General features: G+C 69.4%; 21 protein-coding genes. 10 read left to right on the forward strand and 11 right to left on the reverse strand.

The features are described from left to right. Positions 1-15: 15 nt before the first annotated feature. Positions 16-909 carry a DUF1295 domain-containing protein gene (locus ACWGLC_RS02535; RefSeq protein ID WP_452098432.1) on the reverse strand — a complete coding sequence of 298 codons (894 nt, stop codon included), beginning with the start codon at positions 907-909 and terminating at the stop codon, positions 16-18. Positions 910-1067: 158 nt separating this feature from the next. Between ACWGLC_RS02535 and ACWGLC_RS02540 the strand changes: the two genes are divergently transcribed. From ACWGLC_RS02540 to ACWGLC_RS02555, 4 genes are all read left to right on the forward strand, one after another. Beyond that, complete coding sequence (locus ACWGLC_RS02540) at positions 1068-1478, forward strand: YciI family protein (RefSeq protein ID WP_452098433.1); 411 nt, start codon at positions 1068-1070, stop codon at positions 1476-1478. 4 nt (positions 1479-1482) lie between these two features. Further along, positions 1483-2625, forward strand: coding sequence for an RNA polymerase sigma factor (locus ACWGLC_RS02545; RefSeq protein WP_452098434.1), 1143 nt, complete (start codon positions 1483-1485; stop codon positions 2623-2625). Between the two features lie 63 nt (positions 2626-2688). Further along, complete coding sequence (gene ku, locus ACWGLC_RS02550) at positions 2689-3747, forward strand: non-homologous end joining protein Ku (protein ID WP_452098435.1); 1059 nt, start codon at positions 2689-2691, stop codon at positions 3745-3747. Then, entirely contained in the window at positions 3747-5039 is a 1293-nt protein-coding gene (locus ACWGLC_RS02555; RefSeq protein ID WP_452098436.1) for a M20 family metallopeptidase, read from the forward strand. Before ku ends, ACWGLC_RS02555 begins: the two co-directional genes overlap by 1 nt. Before the next feature lie 235 nt (positions 5040-5274). On the opposite strand, the gene ACWGLC_RS02560 is transcribed toward ACWGLC_RS02555, so the two are convergent. Both ACWGLC_RS02560 and ACWGLC_RS02565 read right to left on the reverse strand, forming a co-directional pair. Beyond that, on the reverse strand, positions 5275-5481 hold the full coding sequence (locus ACWGLC_RS02560) for a hypothetical protein (RefSeq protein WP_452098437.1): 207 nt from the start codon (positions 5479-5481) through the stop codon (positions 5275-5277). Positions 5482-5575: 94 nt separating this feature from the next. Next, positions 5576-6208, reverse strand: a complete 633-nt coding sequence (locus tag ACWGLC_RS02565; RefSeq protein ID WP_452098438.1) for a TetR/AcrR family transcriptional regulator — start codon at positions 6206-6208, stop codon at positions 5576-5578. A gap of 287 nt (positions 6209-6495) precedes the next feature. Between ACWGLC_RS02565 and ACWGLC_RS02570 the strand changes: the two genes are divergently transcribed. Next, positions 6496-8166, forward strand: a complete 1671-nt coding sequence (locus ACWGLC_RS02570; protein WP_452098729.1) for an AMP-binding protein — start codon at positions 6496-6498, stop codon at positions 8164-8166. 76 nt (positions 8167-8242) lie between these two features. Here ACWGLC_RS02570 and ACWGLC_RS02575 read toward each other — a convergent pair whose 3' ends face one another. The 4 genes from ACWGLC_RS02575 to ACWGLC_RS02590 all read right to left on the reverse strand — a co-directional run bounded on the left by ACWGLC_RS02575 (position 8243) and on the right by ACWGLC_RS02590 (position 10681). Beyond that, positions 8243-8737: a hypothetical protein gene (locus tag ACWGLC_RS02575; protein WP_452098439.1), complete on the reverse strand. Its 495-nt coding sequence runs from the start codon at positions 8735-8737 to the stop codon at positions 8243-8245. Positions 8738-8817: 80 nt separating this feature from the next. Continuing rightward, positions 8818-9096 (reverse strand): YrhK family protein, encoded by a 279-nt coding sequence (locus ACWGLC_RS02580; RefSeq protein ID WP_452098440.1) that lies wholly within the window; start codon positions 9094-9096, stop codon positions 8818-8820. 57 nt (positions 9097-9153) lie between these two features. Further along, a complete protein-coding gene (locus tag ACWGLC_RS02585) occupies positions 9154-9942 on the reverse strand; it encodes an SDR family NAD(P)-dependent oxidoreductase (RefSeq protein ID WP_452098441.1) in 789 nt (262 codons plus the stop codon). A gap of 109 nt (positions 9943-10051) precedes the next feature. Then, positions 10052-10681, reverse strand: a complete 630-nt coding sequence (locus ACWGLC_RS02590) for a TetR/AcrR family transcriptional regulator (RefSeq protein WP_452098442.1) — start codon at positions 10679-10681, stop codon at positions 10052-10054. Between the two features lie 82 nt (positions 10682-10763). Here ACWGLC_RS02590 and ACWGLC_RS02595 point away from each other — a divergent pair, with 82 nt between their 5' ends. The 5 genes from ACWGLC_RS02595 to ACWGLC_RS02615 all read left to right on the forward strand — a co-directional run bounded on the left by ACWGLC_RS02595 (position 10764) and on the right by ACWGLC_RS02615 (position 15796). Beyond that, entirely contained in the window at positions 10764-11240 is a 477-nt protein-coding gene (locus ACWGLC_RS02595) for a nuclear transport factor 2 family protein (RefSeq protein ID WP_182631738.1), read from the forward strand. 39 nt (positions 11241-11279) lie between these two features. Further along, positions 11280-12008, forward strand: coding sequence for a sulfite exporter TauE/SafE family protein (locus ACWGLC_RS02600; protein ID WP_452098443.1), 729 nt, complete (start codon positions 11280-11282; stop codon positions 12006-12008). Between the two features lie 23 nt (positions 12009-12031). Then, positions 12032-12835: an SDR family NAD(P)-dependent oxidoreductase gene (locus tag ACWGLC_RS02605; protein WP_452098444.1), complete on the forward strand. Its 804-nt coding sequence runs from the start codon at positions 12032-12034 to the stop codon at positions 12833-12835. A 64-nt stretch (positions 12836-12899) separates the two neighbouring features. Continuing rightward, complete coding sequence (locus tag ACWGLC_RS02610) at positions 12900-14324, forward strand: amidase (RefSeq protein ID WP_452098445.1); 1425 nt, start codon at positions 12900-12902, stop codon at positions 14322-14324. Between the two features lie 101 nt (positions 14325-14425). After that, positions 14426-15796, forward strand: a complete 1371-nt coding sequence (locus tag ACWGLC_RS02615; protein ID WP_452098446.1) for an NAD-dependent succinate-semialdehyde dehydrogenase — start codon at positions 14426-14428, stop codon at positions 15794-15796. A gap of 65 nt (positions 15797-15861) precedes the next feature. Here the strand turns inward: ACWGLC_RS02615 and ACWGLC_RS02620 are convergent, their stop codons facing one another. The 4 genes from ACWGLC_RS02620 to ACWGLC_RS02635 all read right to left on the reverse strand — a co-directional run bounded on the left by ACWGLC_RS02620 (position 15862) and on the right by ACWGLC_RS02635 (position 21259). Further along, positions 15862-17463: an ABC transporter substrate-binding protein gene (locus ACWGLC_RS02620; protein WP_452098447.1), complete on the reverse strand. Its 1602-nt coding sequence runs from the start codon at positions 17461-17463 to the stop codon at positions 15862-15864. Between the two features lie 137 nt (positions 17464-17600). After that, a complete protein-coding gene (locus tag ACWGLC_RS02625; RefSeq protein WP_452098448.1) occupies positions 17601-19205 on the reverse strand; it encodes an ABC transporter substrate-binding protein in 1605 nt (534 codons plus the stop codon). Continuing rightward, entirely contained in the window at positions 19206-20240 is a 1035-nt protein-coding gene (locus tag ACWGLC_RS02630) for an ABC transporter ATP-binding protein (protein WP_452098449.1), read from the reverse strand. Next, positions 20237-21259 carry an ABC transporter ATP-binding protein gene (locus ACWGLC_RS02635; protein ID WP_452098450.1) on the reverse strand — a complete coding sequence of 341 codons (1023 nt, stop codon included), beginning with the start codon at positions 21257-21259 and terminating at the stop codon, positions 20237-20239. The genes ACWGLC_RS02630 and ACWGLC_RS02635 overlap by 4 nt, the downstream gene beginning before the upstream one ends. Between the last annotated feature and the right edge of the window lie 137 nt (positions 21260-21396).

The following is a 21396-nucleotide window of genomic DNA, read 5'->3' on the forward strand; positions in this document are numbered from 1 at the left end:
CGACCGGCATCGGTCCTACACAGGAGTCCTCTCTGCCGGCATCTTCCTGGGCGGGCGCGGAACGAACCGAGACACCCGCTCGACGACCCGGGCGTAGTCGGGACGACGTTCGAGGCTTCGCCGGTCCATCATCGGGATACTCACCGCCAGGAACATCGCCACCATGGCGGCGACGCCCGAGAACACCCACCACGCGCCGGGGTGGGCCGCGAAGCCGAACAACGCCATCGAGAACCAGATCCCGCACTCGCCGAAGTAATTGGGATGCCGGGACCACGACCACGCCCCGGTGTCCATCACCTGGCCCGGCGTGCGGGTGGCGAGGAACCGATGCATCTGCAGATCGGCGATCGTCTCCAGGGCCAGCGCGGCCACGCCCACTACGAAGGCGACAACGTCGAGCCACCCGAGCGGCTCGCCGGCCCTTGTGGCGACCACATAGACCGGGATGAGACCCGCGAAGACCTGCAGGGTCGGGAAGACGTGGATGCCGAGCAGGTCGGCGGCGAACTCGAAGCGGCCGGCCTTCGCCCGGACCATCGGGTACCGCCAGTCCTCGTGGTGCATGCCGGGGAAGGTGCGGATCCAGTTCGCGGTCAGGCGGACCGCCCACGCCAGCAGTACGGTCATCATCACCCACCAGCGGGCGTCGTCCACCCCTGCGTCCGCGGCAACCCACCAGTAGAAGGCCAGCAGCGGCGGAATGACCGACCAGTAGGCGTCGTAGAAACTCGAGTTCCCGTAGATCCGGCTGGCCGCGAAGACCACCAGCGTGGCGATCAGGTCGGCGATCAAGCCGTCCAGCCACAGCCGGCCGGTGTCAGGCCCCCACGTCAGCCAGGCGAGTCCCGCGGCGACGGCGATGACGTAGGCGATCCCGATCCGCAGAAGTGACGCCCCTCGACCCATGGGAGGAGGGTAATGAGCGCCGCCCGCCCCGGCCGGCGGAACGGCGGAATCTGGTGCGACACGGCGGCGCCGCGCCTGGCGGTGTCGAGAACCCGATAGCGGTTCCGTCCCCCTGGTGAAGCGACCACACTGGGTCGCACGACCCGAGGAGGACCGTCATGGCCAAGTACCTGATGCTCAAGCACTACCGGGGTTCCGCCCCCGAGCAGCCCACCTATCCACCCATGGCCGAGTGGACGCCTGAGGAGGTGTCCGCGCACATCCAGTACATGAACGACTTCGCTGCCCGGTTGGAGGAGTCCGGCGAGTACGTGGACGCCAACGCGCTGTCGGAGTCGGGGACATGGGTGCGGTTCGACGGGGAGGGGCGTCCGCCGCTGACGGACGGTCCCTTCGCCGAGACCAAGGACCTCATCGCCGGCTGGATGGTGATCGACGTGGCCGGCTACGAGCGTGCGGTGGAACTGGCCGGCGAGTTGTCCGCCGCCCCGGGGCCCGGTGGGGAGCCGATCCGCGAATGGCTCGAGTTGCGGCCACTGCTCACCGGTATGGGGGAGGTCGAGGGCTGAGCCCGTGGATGATCCGGATCTGCGGGCGCTGACCCCGCAGGTGATCGGCGTCCTCGTCCGGCGCGGGGCGGATTTCGCGGCGGCCGAGGACGCCGTGCAGGAAGCACTGCTCGAGGCGCTGCGCTCCTGGGCCGTCGATCCGCCGCGCGACCCCCGCGCCTGGTTGATCACGGTGGCGTGGCGCAGGTTTCTCGACGCGACCCGGTCGGAGGCCGCCCGTCGGCGCCGCGAGGAGGTGATCGAGGTTGAGCGTGCAGATGAGGCGACGGGGCCAGCGATGGATGACACCCTGTGGCTGTACTTCCTGTGCGCCCACCCGTCGTTGCCCGTGCCCTCGGCCATCGCGCTGACACTGCGCGCGGTGGGAGGACTGACCACCCGCCAGATCGCCCGTGCGTTCCTGGTGCCGGAGGCGACCATGGCGCAGCGCATCAGCCGCGCCAAGCGCACCCTCGCCGGCCGACGGCTGGACCGGCCCGGCGACGTGGCGACCGTGCTGCGGGTTCTGTACCTGGTGTTCAACGAGGGGTACACCGGGGAGGTGGACCTGGCCGCCGAGTCGTTGCGCCTCGCGCGGCAGCTGTCGAGGTCGATCGACCACCCCGAGGTTCGGGGATTGTTGGCGCTCATGGTGCTCCATCACGCGCGCCGGGCGGCCCGGACGGACGACCACGGCGAGCTGGTGCCCCTCGCCGAGCAGGACCGGAGCCGGTGGGATCAGGGCGCGATCGCCGAGGGCATCGCGATACTGCAGGCGGCGCTCGCACGCGATCAGCTGGGGGAGTACCAGGCACAGGCGGCGATCGCCGCACTGCACGCCGACGCCCCATCCACCACCGAGACGGACTGGGTGCAGATCGTGGAGTGGTACGACGAGCTGCTGGCCCTGCGTGAGAACCCAGTCGCGCGGTTGAACCGGTCGGTGGCGGTGGGGCACGCCGACGGCGCGCGCGCCGGGCTGGCCGCTCTGGCCGAGGTGCCGGAGACGCTGGCGAGGCGCAGCGCGGCGCAGGCGTACTTGTACGACATGGCAGGGGACCGCGCGCGGTCGCGCGAGCTCTACCGCCGAGCGGCCTCGGAGGCGACCTCATTGCCCGAGCAGCGGTACCTCGCACGGAAGGCGGGCGAAGGCGTGGGGGCGCCATGACCGACGCGAGCGCGCTATGCCCGTCCGGCTGCCCCGGGCCCCGATCCGGCGCATACTGCCCCCATGCGATCCATCTGGAAGGGCGAGGTCTCCTTCGGCCTGGTGAACGTGCCGGTCAAGGTCTACGCGGCGACGGAGGACCACGATCTGCGGGCGCGGCAGGTCGACAAGAACGACGGCGTGCGGATCCGCTACAAGCGGGTGCGTGACGACAACGGCGACGAGGTCGAGTACGGCGACATCGCCAAGGCGTACGAGTCCGACGAGGGCGAGATGGTGATCCTGACCAAGGAGGACCTGGCCAGCCTGCCCGTTGAGCAGAACCACGAGATCGAGGTCACCGAGTTCGTGCCCGCCGATCAGGTGGACCCGGTGGCTTTCGACAACGCCTATTTCCTGGAGCCGGCGTCGCGCTCGAACCGCGCGTACATCCTCATGCGTGAGGCTCTCGAGTCGACTGATCGGCTGGCTATCTGCACGTTCACGCTGCGCAACCGGACCCGCCTGTGTGCTCTACGGGTGTATAAGGACGTGTTGATGCTGCAGACGCTGCTGTGGCCGGACGAGATCCGCCCGGCGATCCTTGAGGGGCTGGACAAGGAGGCCACGGTGCGGCCGCAGGAGGTCAAGATGGCGGCGTCGCTCATCGAGACCATGGCGGCGGATTTCGAGCCGGAGAAGTACGAGGACGACTACCAGAACCAGCTCAAGGAACTCATCGAGGCCAAGGCCGCCGGTGGTGAGGCATTCACGGTGGAGGAGCGGGAGAGCTCCGACGACGACGGGGACGACGAGGTCGCCGACCTCCTCGCCGCCCTGCGCGCGAGCGTGAAGGACCGCGGCGGGGACGTGGATGACTCCGACGACGACAAGCCCGACGACGACAACGGTTCCGGTTCCCCGACAAAGGCAGCGGCCAAGAAGAGCACCAGGTCGTCCACCAAGAAGGCCCCGGCCACGAAGTCGGCGGAGAAGAAGTCCGCCGCGAAGAAGCCTGCCGCGAAGAAGGCCGCCGCGAAGAAATCCACGGCCAAGAAATCGACGGCGTCGAAGTCGACAGCCAAAAAGGCCCCGGCCACGAAGTCGACGGCCCGCAAGACGCCGGCCAAGAAGTCGGCCTGATGGCCGGCCGGACCGTTCCCGACCCGGCCGCCGAGCTGGCCGACCGCGCGGCGGACCTTCTCCCGTGGCTCCGCGACCTCTATCGCCATTTCCACCGGCATCCGGAGCTCAGCATGACAGAGCATGCGACGGCGGACCGGATCGAGCGGGAGCTCGCCGCGCTGGGTCTCGAACCGCAGCGCATCGCCGGGACCGGTGTCGTGGCGGTCATCGGCAACGGCGAGGGGCCCACGGTCCTGGCCCGCGCGGACATCGACGCGCTGCCGATCGAGGAGGACACCGGCCTGGAGTACGCCTCCCGGGCTCCCGGCGTGATGCACGCGTGCGGCCACGACGCGCACGCGGCGGCGTTGCTGGGCGCCACCCGCATCCTGGCCGAGCACCGGGATGTGTGGTCCGGCACGTACATCGCGGTGTTCCAGCCGGGGGAGGAGACGGCCGCCGGCGCCCGGGCGATGGTCGACGGCGGCCTGCTCGAACGGGTCCCGCGGCCGGATGTGGCGCTGGGGCAGCACGTCATGCCGACCGCGGCCGGCACGATCGGCACGGTGACGGGCCCGGTCCTGTCGGCCGGCGATTCGCTGAAGATCACGATCCACGGCCGAGGCGCGCACGGTTCGATGCCGCACACGGCGGTGGACCCGGTGGTGGTGGCGTCGTCGATCGTCCTGCGCCTGCAGACGATCGTCTCGCGTGAGGTGGAGCCGGGGACGTTCGCTGTCGTGACGGTCGGTTCGATCTCCGCGGGCGCCAAGGCCAACATCATCCCGGACTCGGCCGAGCTGCTGCTCAACATCCGCACGTACGACCCGGCGGTGCGCGAGCAGGTGATCTCGGCGATCGAGCGCATCGTCCGCGCGGAGTGTGTGGCGGCCGGGGCCCCGGCCGATCCGGACTTCCTCTACTACGACCAGTACCCGCTCACCCGCAACGACCCTGCGGTCACGGACACGGTCACCGAGGCCTTCGTCGCCTACTTCGGCGCGCGCGCGGTGTACGAGGCCGGTCGGGTCACAGCGTCGGAGGATTTCTCCCTGATTCCGGACGCGTTCGGTGTGCCGTACACGTACTGGACCGTCGGCTCGGTGGACCCCGACCGCTACCGGGACGCGCTCTCCCCGGGCATGGTGAGTCGCGAGATCCCGGCCAACCACTCGCCGCGCTTCGCGCCGCTGGAGGAGCCGACGCTCCTCACGGCCACGCGCGCGCAGGTGGTGGCGGCGCTGGCCTATCTGGGCGCCGAGCGTCCGGCTGCGGTAGCACGCCCGAACGGGGGCTCCGAACTCACTTGACAGTTGTGAAGTCGCAGATGTGTGGCTACCCTCGGGTTTGTCGGTGGCGAAAGCTGATATCCCCCCGCCAGCTGTCGCCGACTCTGCAGCGATGTGCGGATGCCGCAGACCCGCCCCCCGGGTCGCGACCCCGCGTCGTGCGTCAGAATCGCCGGTGCCGCGTTGTCCCCCCTCCGCGGCCCCGGCGATTCCCTTATTTGGCCCATCCGGGCGTCGGGCGACTGGCCGGCTGGTGTCAGCCGACCTCCTCGTCGTCGTACTCCTCGGCTTCCTCGGGTCCTGGCTCGATCACCGGCACCTCGACGGACTGCTCGGCCACGTCGGCCGGGTCGGCCTCGCCGACGGAGCCGGCATCGACAGGCGCGGGCTCATACTCCTCCCGCGCCGTGACCGGATCGGGATCGGGCGTGTATTCCTCGGGATCGTGGTCCTCGACACCCATCTGCGTGCCTCCTCGCGTCGTTCCACACTGGGACACCTACTGACTAGCAGTGGTCGCGCCGGGTCGCCACCTGCACCGGTGTGAGGGGGTCGGCTCAGGCCGGGCGCGTGGGCCTGCCGGGTGCGGGGCCGATCCCGGGGTGTCGCGAGGCGAACTCGTCGAGCAGGCCGCACACCGAGGAGCGCACGATCGTGCGCAGCTGGGCGGGCGTGAACGCGTCCGGGGTGATGGTCGAGGTGGTGCCGAGCCCCGAGACCACCGCGAACAACGAGCGGGCCAGCGCGGTGACCTCGTGTTCCGGCGGGGTGCTGCCCAGCGTGACGGCGAGGTGGTCGGTCAGCGCCGAGACCTGCTCCACCACGTAGTCGCGCAGGATCTGGGCCAGTCGCGCGTTGTTGAGGCTGGCGGACTGGTACGCGGTCAGTATCCGCCAGAACCTCTGGGTGTCGACGTTGTGCGGCAGCGTCAGAACCGCGTTGTCGATCCACTCCTCCAGGGTGGTGGACCGCGGAGCGGAACCGGCGGTGAGTTCGGAGAGGGCCGCACGGAGTGCCGCCTCGAGCAGGTCTTCTTTGTCCGCGTAGTAGTGCGAGATGTAGCCCGTGGTGGCCCCCAGGTGCTTGGCGATCCGGCGCATGGAGACGCTGTCCAGTCCGCCGTCGGCGACCAGCTCGCAGGCCGCGGAGGCGATCTCACGCCGGTTCGCGTCGACGCTGGAAGGGGGCATGGCCACGGTCGTCCTCACTTCTGCTCCGGCTGGAAACGGTGTGGTGAGCCGGGCGCTCAAGGGTTCACAGTAATCCACGCGGTGCGCTTGTGACTCCCGACACATCTGGGCTAGCATCGCTGTCCGGACGAGTCCACACAACAGTTGTTATGTGCGGCTGGCGGCAGTCGGCCCACGCGAGACACGAAAGGTCCACACGGATGACCACCACAAGCAGCGAGAACACCACGGCGACATTGGACGGTTCCAACGCCGTCGCGTCAGTAGGGGCTACCGAGGTCGAGCGGATGCTCCCAGCCGAGGTCGCCGAGCGGCGGCTCACCTTTGCCGACGTGCTCGGACGCCGCAGGGGAGACACCCGCCCCGGGATGTTGTTCGAGGACCAGCGCTTCACGTGGGATGAGGTCGTGCGGGAGTCCGAGAAGCGTGCCGTGGTGATTCGTGGACTTCGTCGCGAGGACCGGCCGTTCCACGTGGGCGTTCTGCTGGAGAACGTGCCGGACTACATCTTCCTGATCGGCGCCGGAGCGTTGGCCGGCGCGACCATCGTCGGCATCAACCCGACCCGTCGTGGTGCCGAGCTCGCCGCGGACATCCGGGGTGCGGACTGCGATGTCATCATCACCGATTCCGCGCAGGCCGCACTGCTCGACGGGCTCGACACGGGAGTGGACGCCGACCGGGTCCTCACCATCGACAGCCCGCGGTGGGCCGAGGCGCTCAGCGCGGCGGAGGGCGCGGAGCTCCCCGACGTCCCGGAGGCGCACGACCCCTCCACCATGCTGCTGCTGACCTTCACCTCCGGCTCGACCGGCGCCCCCAAGGCCGTCGTCTGCAGCACCGGCCGCATGGCGTCGCTCTCGGCCATCAACCACCTCTCGTTCACCCGCGAGGATGTCACCTACAACTCGATGCCCCTCTTTCACGGCAACGCGATCTTCTCCTGCTGGGGGCCGTCGGTGTTCAGCGGTGCCACATTCAGCATGCGCCGCAAGTTCTCGGCCTCGGGCTTCCTGCCGGACGTCCTGAAGTTCGGCGCGACCTTCTTCAACTACGTGGGCCGGTCGCTGGCCTACATACTCGCGGTGCCCGAGACGCCGGAGGAGCAGCACACCAGGCTGCGACTGGTGTTCGGTACGGAGGCGTCCCCGCACGACAGGGACGAGTTCGAGCGTCGCTTCGGTACCCGGCCCATCGAGAGCTACGGCTCGTCGGAGGGGGCGGTGGTCATCAGCCTGACGCCGGACTCGCCGCGCAACGCGCTGGGCCTGCCGCCGGAGTTCATGGACGTCTGCGTCCTCGACCCGGCCGGCAACGAGTGCCCCCGTGCCGAGTTCGACGAGAGTGGGAAGCTGATCAACCCGGACGTCGCGATCGGTGAGATCGTCAATCGCACCGGGACGGCGATGTTCGAGGGCTACTACCGCAACCCCGAGGCCACCGCGGAGCGAGTGGATGGTGCCACCTACAGGTCCGGGGACCTGGGATACCGCGACCAGGCGGGATTCTTCTACTTCGCTGGCCGCGGCGGCGACTGGCTGCGCGTCGACAGCGAGAACTTCGCCGCCGCCCCTGTCGAGCGGATCCTGGCCCGGTTCCCGGGCATAGCACTGGTCGCCGTCTACCCGGTGCCGGACTCGCGGACCGGAGACCAGGTGATGGCCACCGTCGAGATGGCGTCGGGTACGACGTTCGACCCGGACGCCTTCGGCCGGTTCCTCACGGAGCAGCCGGATCTGGGCACCAAATGGGCGCCGCGGTTCGTGCGGGTGGTGGAGGACATCCCTGTCACCGCGACGCGCAAGATCGACAAGAAGGACCTGCGTCGCCAGTCGTGGACGGTGGAGGACGCCGTGTACCTCGGTGACACCAAGACCCACGAGTACCACCGGATGGACGACGACGAGAAGGCCGCCCTGCTGGCCGAGTACGACCGCTACGGCCGTTCACCGGCCTGACCCGCACGGGGCTGCCCGGGGCGGCCGGGCGGCCGGGCGGCCCCGAGGCCTGCAAGGCCGAATGCCGGGTGGGCGCCTAGGAGTTGGCGATCGCCAGGATGATCCAGACCGGTAGCCACAGCCCCGCGGTCAGCAGCGTCAGTACCAGGTGCAATGCATGGTTGACGCGGCGACTGTTGTGTACGATCACCGTCTGCTGGAAGGGCTGCGGCGGGTACATGTACCGGTACTGATGCTGGGGGTAGGGACCGGCGCCGACCTGGTGCGGAACCGCCAAGTGCTGGGGGATGAGCTGGTGGGGCGGGGGATACGCGGGAGCCGGCGGGTTCCCGTACGGGAGACCGCCCTCGTGTGCGAGCGGCCCGGGAGCCGCTCGGTCAGACGCCGCATCATGTGGGGCGGGCATGGAGAGGCGCGGGGCCGACCCCGGTGAAGGCGCCGGTGGGAACCTGCGGGTCTCGGCGGACGGGATGCCCGGGTCCCGGGAGTCGAACGCCTCTGTCTGCCCGGCAGGGTAGGCGAGTTCGTTCGCGCGCCGGTCGTGCGCAGGTGAACGGTACTGCTCGTGCATGACACTCTCCTCGGCAGGCTTGGCACCAATGTACGTTGCATGTCCGACACGCTGGGGAGTCGCGACGTCCAGTGTGGTGGTCAGAAGTCCTGGCCGGAGTCGGCGTCGCTGTACCCGCGCCTGCGCAGGTGGAGTCGACGACTGAGCCGGATGACCGGCCGGATCAGCATCTGCACGCTGCCCACGGCGAACAGCGCCGTCGCCGTGGCGGTTGTGGCTTCGGAGAAGAACAGGATGCTGCCCACGACGAACCAGATGCCGATCAGCACGTCGTTGGCGATGCTCAGCGTCTCGTAGCGGTCTCTGAGCACCAGTACGTCGGGGCCGAGGGGGATCCGGGCTGCGTGCGGTTCCGACATGGTCCCGATCCTAAATGTTCTGCACCCGCGCGCACCGTGGGCGGACGGCGTCCGGAATCAGTCCACGTCCGGCGCCCACTGGACGCCGTTGATGTGGCTCCCGCCGTCAACGAACAGCGTGTTGCCCGTCAGGTAGCGGCTCGCGTCGCTCGCGAGGAACGCGGCAACGGGCCCGATGTCGTCGAGCGGGTCACCGACTCGGCCCATCGGGTTCGCGGAGGCCATGCCCGCCGCCATCTGCGGATTCGCCTCGGCCACCCGCCGGTACGCCTCGCTCTGGGCGCCGGGGCAGATCACGTTGCAGCAGACCTGCCGCGGCGCCCACTCGCGTGCCGCGGTCCGGGTCAGGGTGCGTAGGGCCTCTTTGGCGGCGTTGTACTGCACGGAGTACATGTGCGCGTTGACGCCGTTGAGAGAGCACAAGTTGATGACGCGCCCGGTGCCGTGCTTCTCGAGCTCCGGCAATGCCGCCTGCATCGCCCAGAACGCGGCCATCACGGCCATGTCGAAACCGCCACGCAGCTTCTCGTCGGTCATGTTCTCCAGCCGCGCGAAGCCGGAGCCCTTCCACGCGTTGTTGACCAGGATGTCCAGTCGGCCGAAGCGATCCGATGCCGCGGTGACCATCGCCAGGACCTGCTCCTTGTCGGTGACATCGGTGCGGACGAACTCCGCCTCGACCCCCCACTCGTCCCGCAGCCAGGTCGCGGTGTCGGCACCCGCGGTCTCGTCGATCTCCGCCACGATCACCGATGCGCCCTCTCGGGCCAGCGCCGCGGCGATCCCACGACCGATGCCCATCCCGGCTCCGGTTACCACTGCTACACGGCTGTCAAGAGTTCCCATACCCACCTCTAAGTCAGTGCCTTACGAGTTGCTGGTGAAACAAGTTCTACCCGGGTTGGCGGTAGCGCACACGGGTTCGGGGAGATGTGGGTCGTTGCCCGGCCAGGGGTCAGGGGTTCCCGTCGTCGGCCCCACGGGTGACGACCCGGGCCAGGAGGTCGGCCAGGCGTTCGTCGATGCCGACGCGCTCGGGCTCGGGGATGTCGAGCGCGTCGAGCAACGCTCCGCGCAGTACGGGCCATCCGTAGACGGCCGTGAACGCCAACAGCAGTTCGATGTCACCAGCCGGCGGGGGATCGGTCATGCGCCGCAGTTCCGCGGCCGGGCGCTGGGAGGGGTCGAGCATCGGCGGAAAGGCGGCGTCGCGGTCGAGTGCCAGCCAGGCCAGCAGGCGGCTGATCTCGGGGTGCGACGACGCGCCGAGCAGCATGCCGCGGACGGCGTTGCCGGCGTCGTCGGTGTTCTCCAGGCGCGCTGCGCCGAACCGGACCGCATCCTGCATGACTGCGGTGATCAGGGCCTCCTTCCGGCCGATGTGGCGGTGGATCAGTCCGAGGTTCACTCCGGCGGCGTCGGCGATGTCGCGCAGCGGTACCTGTGGGCCACGTTCGGAGAACAGTCGGCGGGCCTCGCGCAGGACGGCCGACCGGATCTCGTCCCTGCCGGTCGGGCGGACCGCGGCCCCGGTCTCGGTCTCGGGCGCGGGCGCCTGTTCGGGAGTCGGACTCTCGCGTTCCATTCCCAAACTGTACACAATTGACTACAGTCGCAGTGGTGCACGTAGAACACGTGCCAGTTCCCCGTGCGAAAGGCCCATGCTGATGACCTCCCGTGACCGCCGCGACGACATCGACGCAATCAAGTCGCTCAAGTACCGCTACCTGCGCTGCGTGGACCTCCGCCTGTGGGATGAGCTCGCCCAGACCCTCGCGCCGGAGGTGACCGCCTCCTACGGCAAGCGCCTGTCCTACACCGGCCGCGACCAGGTGGTCGAGGGGCTCAGGGGGCAGATGACGAACGACGTGGTCACCGAGCACCAGGTCCACCACCCGGAGATCGAGGTCGACGGCGACACCGCGACGGGCCGCTGGTACCTGCAGGACCGGGTGATCGTCCCGGCCTTCGACACGTACATCTTCGGCGGCGCGTTCTATGACGACGCGTATGCGTACATCGATGGCCGCTGGATGATCTCCAAGACCGGCTATGAGCGCACCTACGAGGCCATGATCAACCTCAAGGACGTGCCCAGCTTCCAGCTCAACGACAACCACCTCGCCCCGACCGACGACAAGTAGGAGCGAGGGCGGGCGAGTAGACGGGACGAGCGCATCGGCGTGGAACTGATCGGGGTCGCGGTCCTGTGCGTGGCCGTGGCCTCGGTCATCGGCGGGGCGACGGGTTTCGGCACGTCCCTCATGGCCACCCCGTTCATGCTCATGGCCGGGGTCGGGCTCACGGAGACCGTGGTGATCAACCTCGTAGTGGCCCTGGTGACCCGCGTCGGCGTGACCTACCAGCTGCGCCAGCACATCGACTGGCGCCGGGTAGCGCTGCTCGGCGGGGCCAGCCTGCCGGGGGCGTGGCTGGGCGTGGAGACCGTGAGCATGCTGCCCGAGCAGCACCTCAAGCCCGCCGCCGGCGTGATCACCGTGGTATGCGGCCTGGCCATGGCGCTGCCCACCTCGACAGGCGCCAGGCCGCCGGCGGCGTGGCTCACCGCGGTCACCGGCGCCGTCGGCGGCTACTTCTCCACCACCACCTCACTCAACGGCCCACCCGTCGTGTTGCTGCTCGGCCGGGCCAAGCTGCCGCCGCTGAGCTTCATCGCCGACCTCGCCGGCTACTTCGTCATCACCAGCATCGTCTCCCTGTCGCTGCTGTGGGCGGGTACGGACGTCGACGTCCCGGCGATCCTGCCGATGCTCGCCGCCTGCGTCGTGGCCGGGGTGGTCTTCAACCAGATCGGCATCGCCATCGCACAGCGCCTGCCCACCCACATTTTCCGCTCGGCCGTGATCGCCCTCGTGGTACTCGCCGGGATCGTCACCATCGTCACCTCATGAACCACCATCACCACGGAGGACCAATGTCAGCTCAGTTCCCCAACGATCTCGCCGGCGCCGACCGTGCGAACCGACTGGCCGGAAAGGTCGCGGTCGTCACCGGCGGCGGCCAGGGCGTGGGCCGCGGAATCTCGCTCGGCCTCGCCGAATCCGGCGCCGCGGTCCTGCTCGTGGGCCGCCGACTGAACAAGCTCGAGACCGTGGCCGAGGAGATCCGCGCCGCCGGCGGCACCGCCGAATGCCTGGCCGCCGACATCGTGGAGGAGGGCTCGCCCGAGCTCATCATCTCCACGGCGGTAGAGCGTCTGGGCGGTGTCGACATCCTCGTCAACAATGCGAACATGGCCATGCCGTTGCCGCTGTCGGACTACCCGGATGACGACTTCCGCAAGGCCTTCGAGGGCGGCCCCCGCGTCAGCCTGTCGCTGATGAAGCTGGCCCGCCCGGTGATGGCCGAGCGCGGCGGCGGCACCGTCATCAACCTCGTCACCTCCGCGGCCGTGCGCTGGGACGCCGCCAATTACGGCATCTACGCCGCGGTGAAGGAAGCCGTCCGCGCCCTGACCCGCGCGGCCGCCTACGAATGGGCCGCCGACGGCATCCGCGCCCTCAACATCGCCCCGCACGCCCACAGCCCGGGGCTCGACTGGTGGATGGAGAAGAACCCGGAGGAGGCCGCCGAGTTCGTCGCCGGAATCCCCGCTGGCCGCGTGGGCGACCCCCTGGAGGACATCGGCCGGCCCGTGGCCTGGCTCTGTTCGGCGGAGGCCTCGTACCTGTCCGGTGCGACCATCCCGCTCGATGGCGGCCAGTCCCGGTGGGGCTGACCGGGCCGCAGCCGTTGTCGTCGTCGCAATACTCACCCCACACCCCCACAAGGAGCCCCTCGCCATGAGCACCGACCCCCGCGACGCCCTGGCGCTCGCCGCCGACATCCGCGCCGGCGACCTCGACCCCGCCGACGTGCTGGAGCAGGCCATCGGCCGAATCGAGGCCCACGACCCGGAGCTCAACGCCATGGTCGCCACCCGCTTCGACGAGGCCCGCGCCGAGGTCGCCGCGGGACTGCCCGACGGACCGATGCGCGGTGTGCCGATCGTCATCAAGGCCCTCGGCACCGATGTCGCCGGGCTGCCCGCCGCCGACGGGTCGAGGTTGTTCGCCGACGCCGTGGCCAGCGTGGACAGCACGATCGTCCAGCGCTACAAGGCCGCCGGGATGGTGGTCCTGGGCACCACGAACGTGCCGGAGATGGGCAAGACCACCACCACCGAATCCTTGCTGCACGGGCCGTGCCGCAACCCCTGGAACACCGGATACTCCACCGGCGGGTCCAGTGGCGGGTCGGCGGCGGCGGTCACCTCGGGGATGGTGCCCGTGGCCCACGCCACCGACGGCGGCGGCTCGATCCGTATCCCCGCCGCGATGTGCGGACTCGTCGGCCTCAAGCCCAGCCGCGGCCGGGTCCCCACCTGGCCGCATCCCATCGGGCTCGCCGCCCCGGTGGCCTACCACCACGCGGTCACCACCACCGTCCGGGACAGCGCCGCGTTGTTGGACATCGTGGCCGGGCATGTGCCCGGCGACGCCTACGGGGCGCCCACGCCGGCGCGCCCGTTCGTCGAGGAGGTGGGTATCGATCCGGGGCGACTGCGCGTGGGCGTCCTGCGGGTCGCGCCCGGGCCGTTCCCCACCGATCCGGATTGCACCGCCGCCGTCGACCGCACCGCCGCGACACTGACAGGGCTGGGCCACGAGGTGCGCGAGGTGGAGTTGGGACTGGACATCATTGAGGTGCTGTCCACCGTGGGCACGATCATGGGCGCCCAGCTGTTGGCGACCATCGAGGACCGTCTCGCGGAGTTGGGGAGGGAGCTCGACGACGACGACATCGAGCCGTGGACCCGGACAATCCTGGAGAACGCGAGAACCCATACCGCCCCCGGAGTGGCTCGCGCGTTGCAGACCGCGCAGCGGACCGGCTGGAAGGTGGCTGAACTGTTCGGGCCCGACGGAGTGGATGTGCTGCTGCTCCCGACGCTGCCGTCGACCACCCCGGAGCTGGGCTTTCTCGACGTGACCGATCCGGAGTCGATGTGGGCGCGTAGTTCGGCGTACTCGGTGTGCGCGAGCGCGTTCAACATCTCCGGTCAGCCGGCCGTCTCGTTGCCGGCCGGCGCTGACGAGCGCGGAATGCCGGTCGGGGTGCAGTTGGTGGCCGACTACGCGCGCGAGGACCTGCTGTTTCGGCTGGCCGGGCAGCTCGAGGCCGCCGCGCCGTGGACGCGGGTCGCGCCGGGATACCCGGGCTGGTGAGCCGGCGGGGCCGGTGAGCTGGCGGCATCGGTGGGCGGGCGCGCCGAGGGGGCGTACGGTCGCGACCAGACGCCCCCGACACGTCAGGATGTGATCGCAGGATGAGCACGTACCGGACCCACAACCCCTCGACCGGCCAGACCGCTGCGGAATACGACGGCCTGGCAGACCACGAGATCGACGCGGTGATCTCCCGCGTGGCCGACGGATTCGACGCGTGGCGCCGCAGGTCGTCGGCCGAGCGGGCGCAGGTTCTCGCGGCCATCGGCGACGCGTTCGCGGACAGGGTCGATGAGCTGGCCGCCGCCATCTCCGAGGAGATGGGTAAGCCGACTGCACAGGCCGCCGGTGAGGTGAAGCTGGCCGCGTCCATCTACCACTGGTACGCCGAGCACGGGCCCGCGCTGCTGGAGCCGGAGTCGTTGGACGTGGGCGGAGCCCGCGAGAACACCGTGACCGTCGAACCGGTGGGGCCACTGGTCGGCGTTATGCCCTGGAACTACCCCTACTATCAGGTCGCCAGGTTCGCCGCCCCCAACCTCATGGCCGGCAACACCGTGATCCTCAAGCACGCCTCGATCTGTGCCAAGAGCTCCGCCCTCATCGAGCGGATCCAGCGCGAGGCGGGTCTGCCCGCGGACGCGTATGTCAACGTCTACGCCTCCTCCGATCAGGTGGCGGAGATGATCGCCGACCCGCGCGTCCACGGCGTCTCGCTCACCGGCAGCGAGGGGGCCGGCGCGGCGGTGGCCGAGGTGGCGGGCAAGAACCTCACCAAGAGCGTTCTCGAGCTGGGCGGTTCGGACCCTCTCGTCGTCTTGGACACCGACGACGTCGGTGAGTTGGTCGACACCGTCGGCCGCGCTCGGCTGTCCAACTCCGGACAGGCGTGCAACTCGCCCAAGCGCATGTTCGTCCCGGACGGCATCTACGAGGAGTTCGTCGCCGGCCTCACCGACCTCTACGGCCGCATCACCGTGGGAGAGGCCGACGGCGAGGCCACCGAGATGGGGCCGCTGTCCAGCGAGGACGCCCGCGACGGCGTGGTCGAGCAGGTGCGCACCGCGGTCGAACAGGGCGCCAAGCTACGGATCGGCGGCGACCCGATCGACCGGCCCGGCGCCTACATGGAGCCGACCGTGCTCACCGACATCACGGACGAGATGGACGTGTATCACGACGAGGTGTTCGGGCCCGTCGCCATGGTCTACCGCTACACCGACCTCGACGAGGCGCTTCGGGTCGCCAACGACACGCGCTTCGGTCTCTCCGGATCCGTGTGGGGGACCGACCCGGACGAGGCGTCACGGGTGGCGGACCGTATCGATGCCGGGATGGTGTACGTCAACGAACACGGCACCACCCGCGCCGGTCTTCCCTTCGGCGGGGTCAAGGCCTCCGGCTACGGTCGGGAGCTCGGCCGGTGGGGGATGGGCGAGTTCGTCAACACCAAGCTCCGTCGCGTGCACTGACAACCGCCTGGATACGGCACGGCCCCGAATACCCTAGCGGGATCCGGGGCCGTGTCAGCGTCCGGTCACTCCTGGACGAAGGCGCCGTCGAAGAGCATGGTCGTGAACAGGGTGGGGGAGATCCCACGCACGGAGTCGTCGATCACCACGTATTCCTCGGAGTTGGCGAGGACCGCCATCGGCACCACCCGGTTGTAGACCTCTTGGAGGTGGCTCAGTGCCTCTTTCTGCGTGTCCAGATCCGGCGCGGCCTTGAACGCGGTGACCGCGGCGGTCAGTTCCGGGTCGTCGATCCCGGTGAGGTTGGTCGATCCGCCCGGCGAGAACGCGCTGTAGAAGGTGCCCGCGAGATCGGCATCAGAGGTCGCGAGTCCGCCCACCACCGCCTCGAAGTCGCTTGTGAACTGGCGTGCCACGACCTGGGTGACGGGCGCGCTCTCCAGAGTCACGGTGAACCCGGCGGCGTCCAGTAGTGCCTTGAGAGCCACGCCGGTCTCCATGTTCTCCGGACTGTCGGCGATCAGCAGAGTCAGCTCGCCGTTCCATCCGGGACGTTCCGCCTTGACCTCGTCGACGAGCGCCGTGGCGGCCTCGAGGTCATATGCCGGTCCCTGTTCACCGTCGTAGAGGCGTGAGGACTCCGCGATGAGCGCGTCGGTCGGCAGACCCAGACCCCCCGTGAGGCGCTGGTCGATGAGCTCGCGATCGAGCGCGTGGGCGAAGGCCAGGCGTGCCCGCTCGTCCGTGAGCACCCCGTCATAGCCGGCCGCCCCGGTGTTCAGGTTGACGATCGAGCCGGAGCTGGTGATGGTCTCGAAACCGCGGTCACCGGCGTCCTGGGCATCGGTCACGGTCTTGGCCCCCCGCAGGAACCCGACCTGGACCTCGCCGGTCTGGAACGCCTCGTACGTGCCCTGTGAACCCGGGATGCGGATGAACTTCAGAGTCGGGCAGACCACGCCGCCGTAGTAGTCCGGGTTCGGCTCCAGCACCACTTCCTGGTCGGGGGTGTAGCTGGCGATGGTGAATGCCCCCGCGCCGATGGGGTTGCGTGCCCAGTCCTGAGGGTCTGTTGCCTCAAAGGCCTTCTGGGGGATGACCTCGCCGCCGGTTCCGGCGAGCAGGATCGGGAAGCCGGCCCACGGTTCGGTGAGGGTGAACTCGACGGTCAGCGGATCCACCACCACGGTCTCTTCGACCTGCAGGGCGTCGGACATCACGGTCGACCGGGTGGCCGGGTCCTGGTGCAGGCCGATGGTGAACGCGACGTCCTCGGCGGTGACGGGATCGCCGTTGGAGAAGTTCACGCCCTCGCGCAGCGTCAGGGTCCAGACCGTGTTGTCGTCGTTGGACTCCAGCGACTCGGCGAGCTTGGGCTCGAACTCCTCGGCCTCCGGGTTCCAGCGCATGAGCCGGTCGTAGACGGCGGCGGCTTCGGAGCCGCCGCGCACGCCGTGCTGTCCCTGGCCCGGCGCGAAGGAGGGGAGCATCGCGTACTCGCCCATGGTGATCGTGCCGCCGACTCGATCGGCGGTGCAGCGCTCGGTCTGGTCGGGCGCGGTGGCGCCCGAGGCCGAACTGTCGGAATCGGGTCCACCCCCTCCGCAGGCGGTAAGAGCGATGGTTGCGGTGGCGAGGACGGACAGAGCGCGGATGGAGCGGGTCATGAAGACTCCTGAGGTGGGGTGAGGGTGATAGTGCGTGGGCGGCCCGCGGATCATCCCGCCGCAGGGGAGATGATCCGCGGGGCCCGGTACTGCCGGTGGAGTTGGTGATACGCGGCCCTCTCAGGGGCCGAGGGGGATCACTCCTCGACGTATGCGCCGTCGAAGAGCATGACCGAGGACAGTGTGGGCACGATTCCCTTGACCGACTCGTCGACGATCACGTACTGCTCCGCGTTCGCCAACACGGCGAAGGGCTGTACCCGGTTGTAGACCTCCTGGACCCGGTTGAGGGCCTCCTTCTGGGAGTCCACGTCCGCGGCGGCCTTGAACTCGGTGAGAGCGGCGGTCAGCTCCGGATCGTCGATCCCGGTGAGGTTGGTCGCCCCGCCGGGGGTCATCGCGGCGGCGAAGGTCGAGGCGAGGTCTGCGTCGGACGGCGCCAGGCCGCCGATCACGATCTCGTAGTCACCGGTGAACTGGCGCGCGGTGACCTGGGAGACCGGGGCGTTGACAATGCTGACGTTGAATCCGGCGGCGTCGAGCATCGCCTTGGCGACGACGCCCGCCTCGACGTTCTCCGGGCCGTCGGAGATGAGCAGCTCGAGCGAGCCGTCCCAGTCGGGGTTCTCGGCCTTGACCTCGTCCACCAGACGCTTCGCCTCCTCCGCGTCGTACTTCGGGCCCTCCTGGTTGTCGTAGAGTCGCGAGGACTCGGCCACGAGTGCGGAGGTCGGCTGGCCCGTGCCACCGGCGAGACGCTGGTCCCACAGGTCGCGGTCCATGGCGTGACCCACGGCCCGGCGCGCACGCTCGTCGGTGAGGACACCGTCGTAGCCGGCGTTGCCGGAGTTCATGTTGATCACGGAGCCCGAGCTGATGATCTCCTCGAAGCCCTGGAACTCGGAGTCCTGGGCCTCGGTGACGAACTTGGCGCCGCGGAGGACGCCGACCTGCAGCTCACCGGTCTGGAAGGCGTCGATGGTGCCCTGGGAGCCGGGGATGCGGATGAACTCCAGGGTCGGGCAGACCGGGCCGCCGTAGTAGTCCGGGTTGGGCTGGAGGACGACGTTCTGATCAGGGGTGTAGGAGTCCATGACGAACGCGCCTGCGCCGATCGGGTTGCGGGCCCACTCCTCCGGGGTCGATGCTTCGAACGCGGCCTGGGGGATGACCTCGCCGGCGGCACCGGACAGCAGTACCGGGAAGCCGGCCCACGGCTCGGCGAGGGTGAACTCGACGGTCTGCTCGTCGACGGCGACGGCCTCCTCGACCTGCATGGCGTCGGTCATGACGACCGAGCGGGTGGCCGGGTCCTGGTGCAGGCCGATGGTGAACGCGACGTCCTCGGCGGTGACGGGATCGCCGTTGGAGAAGTTCACGCCCTCGCGCAGCGTCAGGGTCCAGACCGTGTTGTCGTCGTTGGACTCCAGCGACTCGGCGAGCTTGGGCTCGAACTCCTCGGCCTCCGGGTTCCAGCGCATGAGCCGGTCATAGATGGCGGCGGACTCGGCGCCGCCGCGGATCCCGTACTGGCCCTGACCTGGCATGAACGTGGGCAGCATGACGTACTCGCCCATGGTGATGGTGCCGCCGACCTGGTCCTCGGTGCACCGGCCGGACTCGGCCGGGGTGAGTCCGCCGCCGCCCGAGGCGCTTGAGGAATCGTCAGGCCCCCCTCCGCAGGCGGTCAGGGTCAGCGTCGCCGCGGCCAGCACGGCGAAGGCGCCGGTAGTGCGCTTCATTCAGTTCTCCTCGAGAGGGTGGTGGCACGCGACCTTGTGGCCGGGTGCGATATCGATCAGTTGTGGGCGTTCGGTCGCGCAGATCTCGGTGGCCCGGGGGCACCGGGTCCGGAATCGGCAGCCGGACGGGGGATTGAGCGGGGACGGCAGTTCGGAGCTCGTGGCCACGATGGGCGCCTCGCCCAGGGAGTCGGCGAGGGTGCCGCCGAGCGTGGGGGCGGACGAGATGAGCAGCATGGTGTACGGGTGCGCGGGGGCACTGTAGAGCGCCTCCGTGTCGGCGACCTCGCACACCTGGCCGAGATACATCACCGCCACCTGGTCGGCGATGTTGTGCACCACCGACAGGTCGTGGGAGATGAACACCATCGTCAGCCGGTAGCGCTCCTTCATGTCCTCGAGCAGGTTGAGGATCTGCGCCTGCACGGACACGTCGAGTGCGGAGACCGGCTCGTCGCACACCAAGACCTCGGGCTCGAGCACCAGCGCGCGGGCCAGGGCGATGCGCTGGCACTGGCCGCCCGAGAACTCCGATGGACGGCGGTCGCCGGCGTGGGCGGGGTCCAGGCCGACGGCCTCCAGCGCCGCGTCGACCCGCTGACGGATGTCGGCGCGTCTGCTGCCCACGCCCTGGATCTCCAGTCCCTCGGCCACGATGTTCCGGACCGTGCGCCGAGGGTTGAGCGAGGAGATGGGGTCCTGGAACACCATCTGGATCATCTTCCGGGCGTGCTTGAGCGCGGCGCCCGAGAGATCGCACAGGTCGGTGTCGTCCACCATCACACGGCCCGAGGTGGGGCGGGGCAGTTGGAGCATCGCGCGTCCGAGGCTGGACTTACCGCAGCCCGACTCGCCCACCAGGGCGAGTGTCGAGCCGCGGGGGACGTCCAGGGAGACGTCCGAGACGGCGTGGACCGTGCCCTTGCGGGTGTGGTACTCGACGGTCACGGCGTCGACGACGAGCTTGGCGTCCGCGGCCCGGCCGGCGCCGGCCGGGGTCGACTCGTCCGCGACGCTCGAGGAGATGCCGGTCATGATGCCTCGCTACTCATGTTCGCTCGGGCGGGGATGGTGGGGTGGAAGCAGGCGACCCTGTGCACATCGGAGCCGGGGGCTCCGGCTCCCGTGGCCCTCAGGTCCTCGAGCGGGGGATCGACCTGCAGGCAGTCGTCCTGCACCCGGGTGCACCGCGGCGCGTATCGACACCCGGCAGGCATGTCCCGCAGGTTCGGGGGTCGACCCTCGATCACCGTCAGCCGCGTGTGCGGCGGCAGGTCGGGGCGCGGAATGGAGCTGAGCAGCGCCCCGGTGTACGGGTGTGCGGGCTCGTCCAGCAGGACCCGGGTCTCGCCCACCTCGAGGAAATGGCCGGCGTACATCACGCCGATCCTGTCGGTGTGCTGGGAGACCACCGCAAGGTCGTGGCTGACCAGGATCATCGCCATGTCCCCGTCGGACTGGAGGGCGTGCAGCAGGTCCAGGATCTCGTGCTGCACGGTCACGTCCAGGGCGGTCGTGGGCTCGTCGGCGATGAGCAGTTTGGGGGAGCAGGACAGCGCGATCGCGATACCGACGCGCTGACGCATCCCGCCCGAGAGTTGGTGCGGGTATTCGTTCATGCGTACCCGGGGGGAGGGGATGCGCACCCGCTCGAGCAGTTCGACGGCGCGGTCGGTCGCCTCCCGCCGGCTCAGCCCCAGATGGTGGCGCAGCGGGTCGGTGATCTGCCGGCCGATCGTCCGGATCGGGTTGAGCGAGGTCAGCGGGTCCTGGAAGACCATGGCGATCTCCCGACCCCAGAACTTCTGCGACTCGCGCTGGGTGAGGGACAGGACGTCGCGGCCGTCGAACCGCACCGTCGACGTGGGATCGATCCGCGCGGTGGTCGGTGCGATTCCCATGATCGACCGGACGAGCATCGACTTGCCGGAGCCGGACTCGCCGACGATGCCGATGGTCTCACCGCGGCGCAGTGAGATGTCGACGCCGTCGACCGGAGTGATTCGTCCCCCGGGGGTGTCGATGTGGGTGCGTAGGTCGCGGACCTCCAACAACAGGTCTGCGCCGCCGGTCGGGGTGTCCGGCCGGCGCGATGAAGCTGCGGGGATGACTGCCTCCTCAGAATCGTGGTCCGGTCTAAGTCATCTACTTAATCCGTCTTGCTGTGATGAGTATCACGGCTTAGGGTGTC

This window comes from Dietzia sp. NPDC055877 (assembly GCF_053615975.1).

Excerpts from the sequence above, each read along its gene's own strand:
- ku (WP_452098435.1), top strand. The coding sequence starts at position 2,689 with ATGCGATCCATCTGGAAGGGCGAGGTCTCCTTCGGCCTGGTGAACGTG.
- ACWGLC_RS02560 (WP_452098437.1), bottom strand. The coding sequence starts at position 5,481 with ATGGGTGTCGAGGACCACGATCCCGAGGAATACACGCCCGATCCCGAT.
- ACWGLC_RS02595 (WP_182631738.1), top strand. The coding sequence starts at position 10,764 with ATGACCTCCCGTGACCGCCGCGACGACATCGACGCAATCAAGTCGCTC.
- ACWGLC_RS02620 (WP_452098447.1), bottom strand. The coding sequence starts at position 17,463 with ATGACCCGCTCCATCCGCGCTCTGTCCGTCCTCGCCACCGCAACCATC.
- ACWGLC_RS02630 (WP_452098449.1), bottom strand. The coding sequence starts at position 20,240 with ATGACCGGCATCTCCTCGAGCGTCGCGGACGAGTCGACCCCGGCCGGC.
- ACWGLC_RS02540 (WP_452098433.1), top strand. The coding sequence starts at position 1,068 with ATGGCCAAGTACCTGATGCTCAAGCACTACCGGGGTTCCGCCCCCGAG.
- ACWGLC_RS02625 (WP_452098448.1), bottom strand. The coding sequence starts at position 19,205 with ATGAAGCGCACTACCGGCGCCTTCGCCGTGCTGGCCGCGGCGACGCTG.
- ACWGLC_RS02565 (WP_452098438.1), bottom strand. The coding sequence starts at position 6,208 with ATGCCCCCTTCCAGCGTCGACGCGAACCGGCGTGAGATCGCCTCCGCG.
- ACWGLC_RS02615 (WP_452098446.1), top strand. The coding sequence starts at position 14,426 with ATGAGCACGTACCGGACCCACAACCCCTCGACCGGCCAGACCGCTGCG.
- ACWGLC_RS02575 (WP_452098439.1), bottom strand. The coding sequence starts at position 8,737 with ATGCACGAGCAGTACCGTTCACCTGCGCACGACCGGCGCGCGAACGAA.
- ACWGLC_RS02570 (WP_452098729.1), top strand. The coding sequence starts at position 6,496 with ATGCTCCCAGCCGAGGTCGCCGAGCGGCGGCTCACCTTTGCCGACGTG.
- ACWGLC_RS02610 (WP_452098445.1), top strand. The coding sequence starts at position 12,900 with ATGAGCACCGACCCCCGCGACGCCCTGGCGCTCGCCGCCGACATCCGC.
- ACWGLC_RS02585 (WP_452098441.1), bottom strand. The coding sequence starts at position 9,942 with ATGGGAACTCTTGACAGCCGTGTAGCAGTGGTAACCGGAGCCGGGATG.
- ACWGLC_RS02535 (WP_452098432.1), bottom strand. The coding sequence starts at position 909 with ATGGGTCGAGGGGCGTCACTTCTGCGGATCGGGATCGCCTACGTCATC.
- ACWGLC_RS02555 (WP_452098436.1), top strand. The coding sequence starts at position 3,747 with ATGGCCGGCCGGACCGTTCCCGACCCGGCCGCCGAGCTGGCCGACCGC.
- ACWGLC_RS02590 (WP_452098442.1), bottom strand. The coding sequence starts at position 10,681 with ATGGAACGCGAGAGTCCGACTCCCGAACAGGCGCCCGCGCCCGAGACC.
- ACWGLC_RS02580 (WP_452098440.1), bottom strand. The coding sequence starts at position 9,096 with ATGTCGGAACCGCACGCAGCCCGGATCCCCCTCGGCCCCGACGTACTG.
- ACWGLC_RS02605 (WP_452098444.1), top strand. The coding sequence starts at position 12,032 with ATGTCAGCTCAGTTCCCCAACGATCTCGCCGGCGCCGACCGTGCGAAC.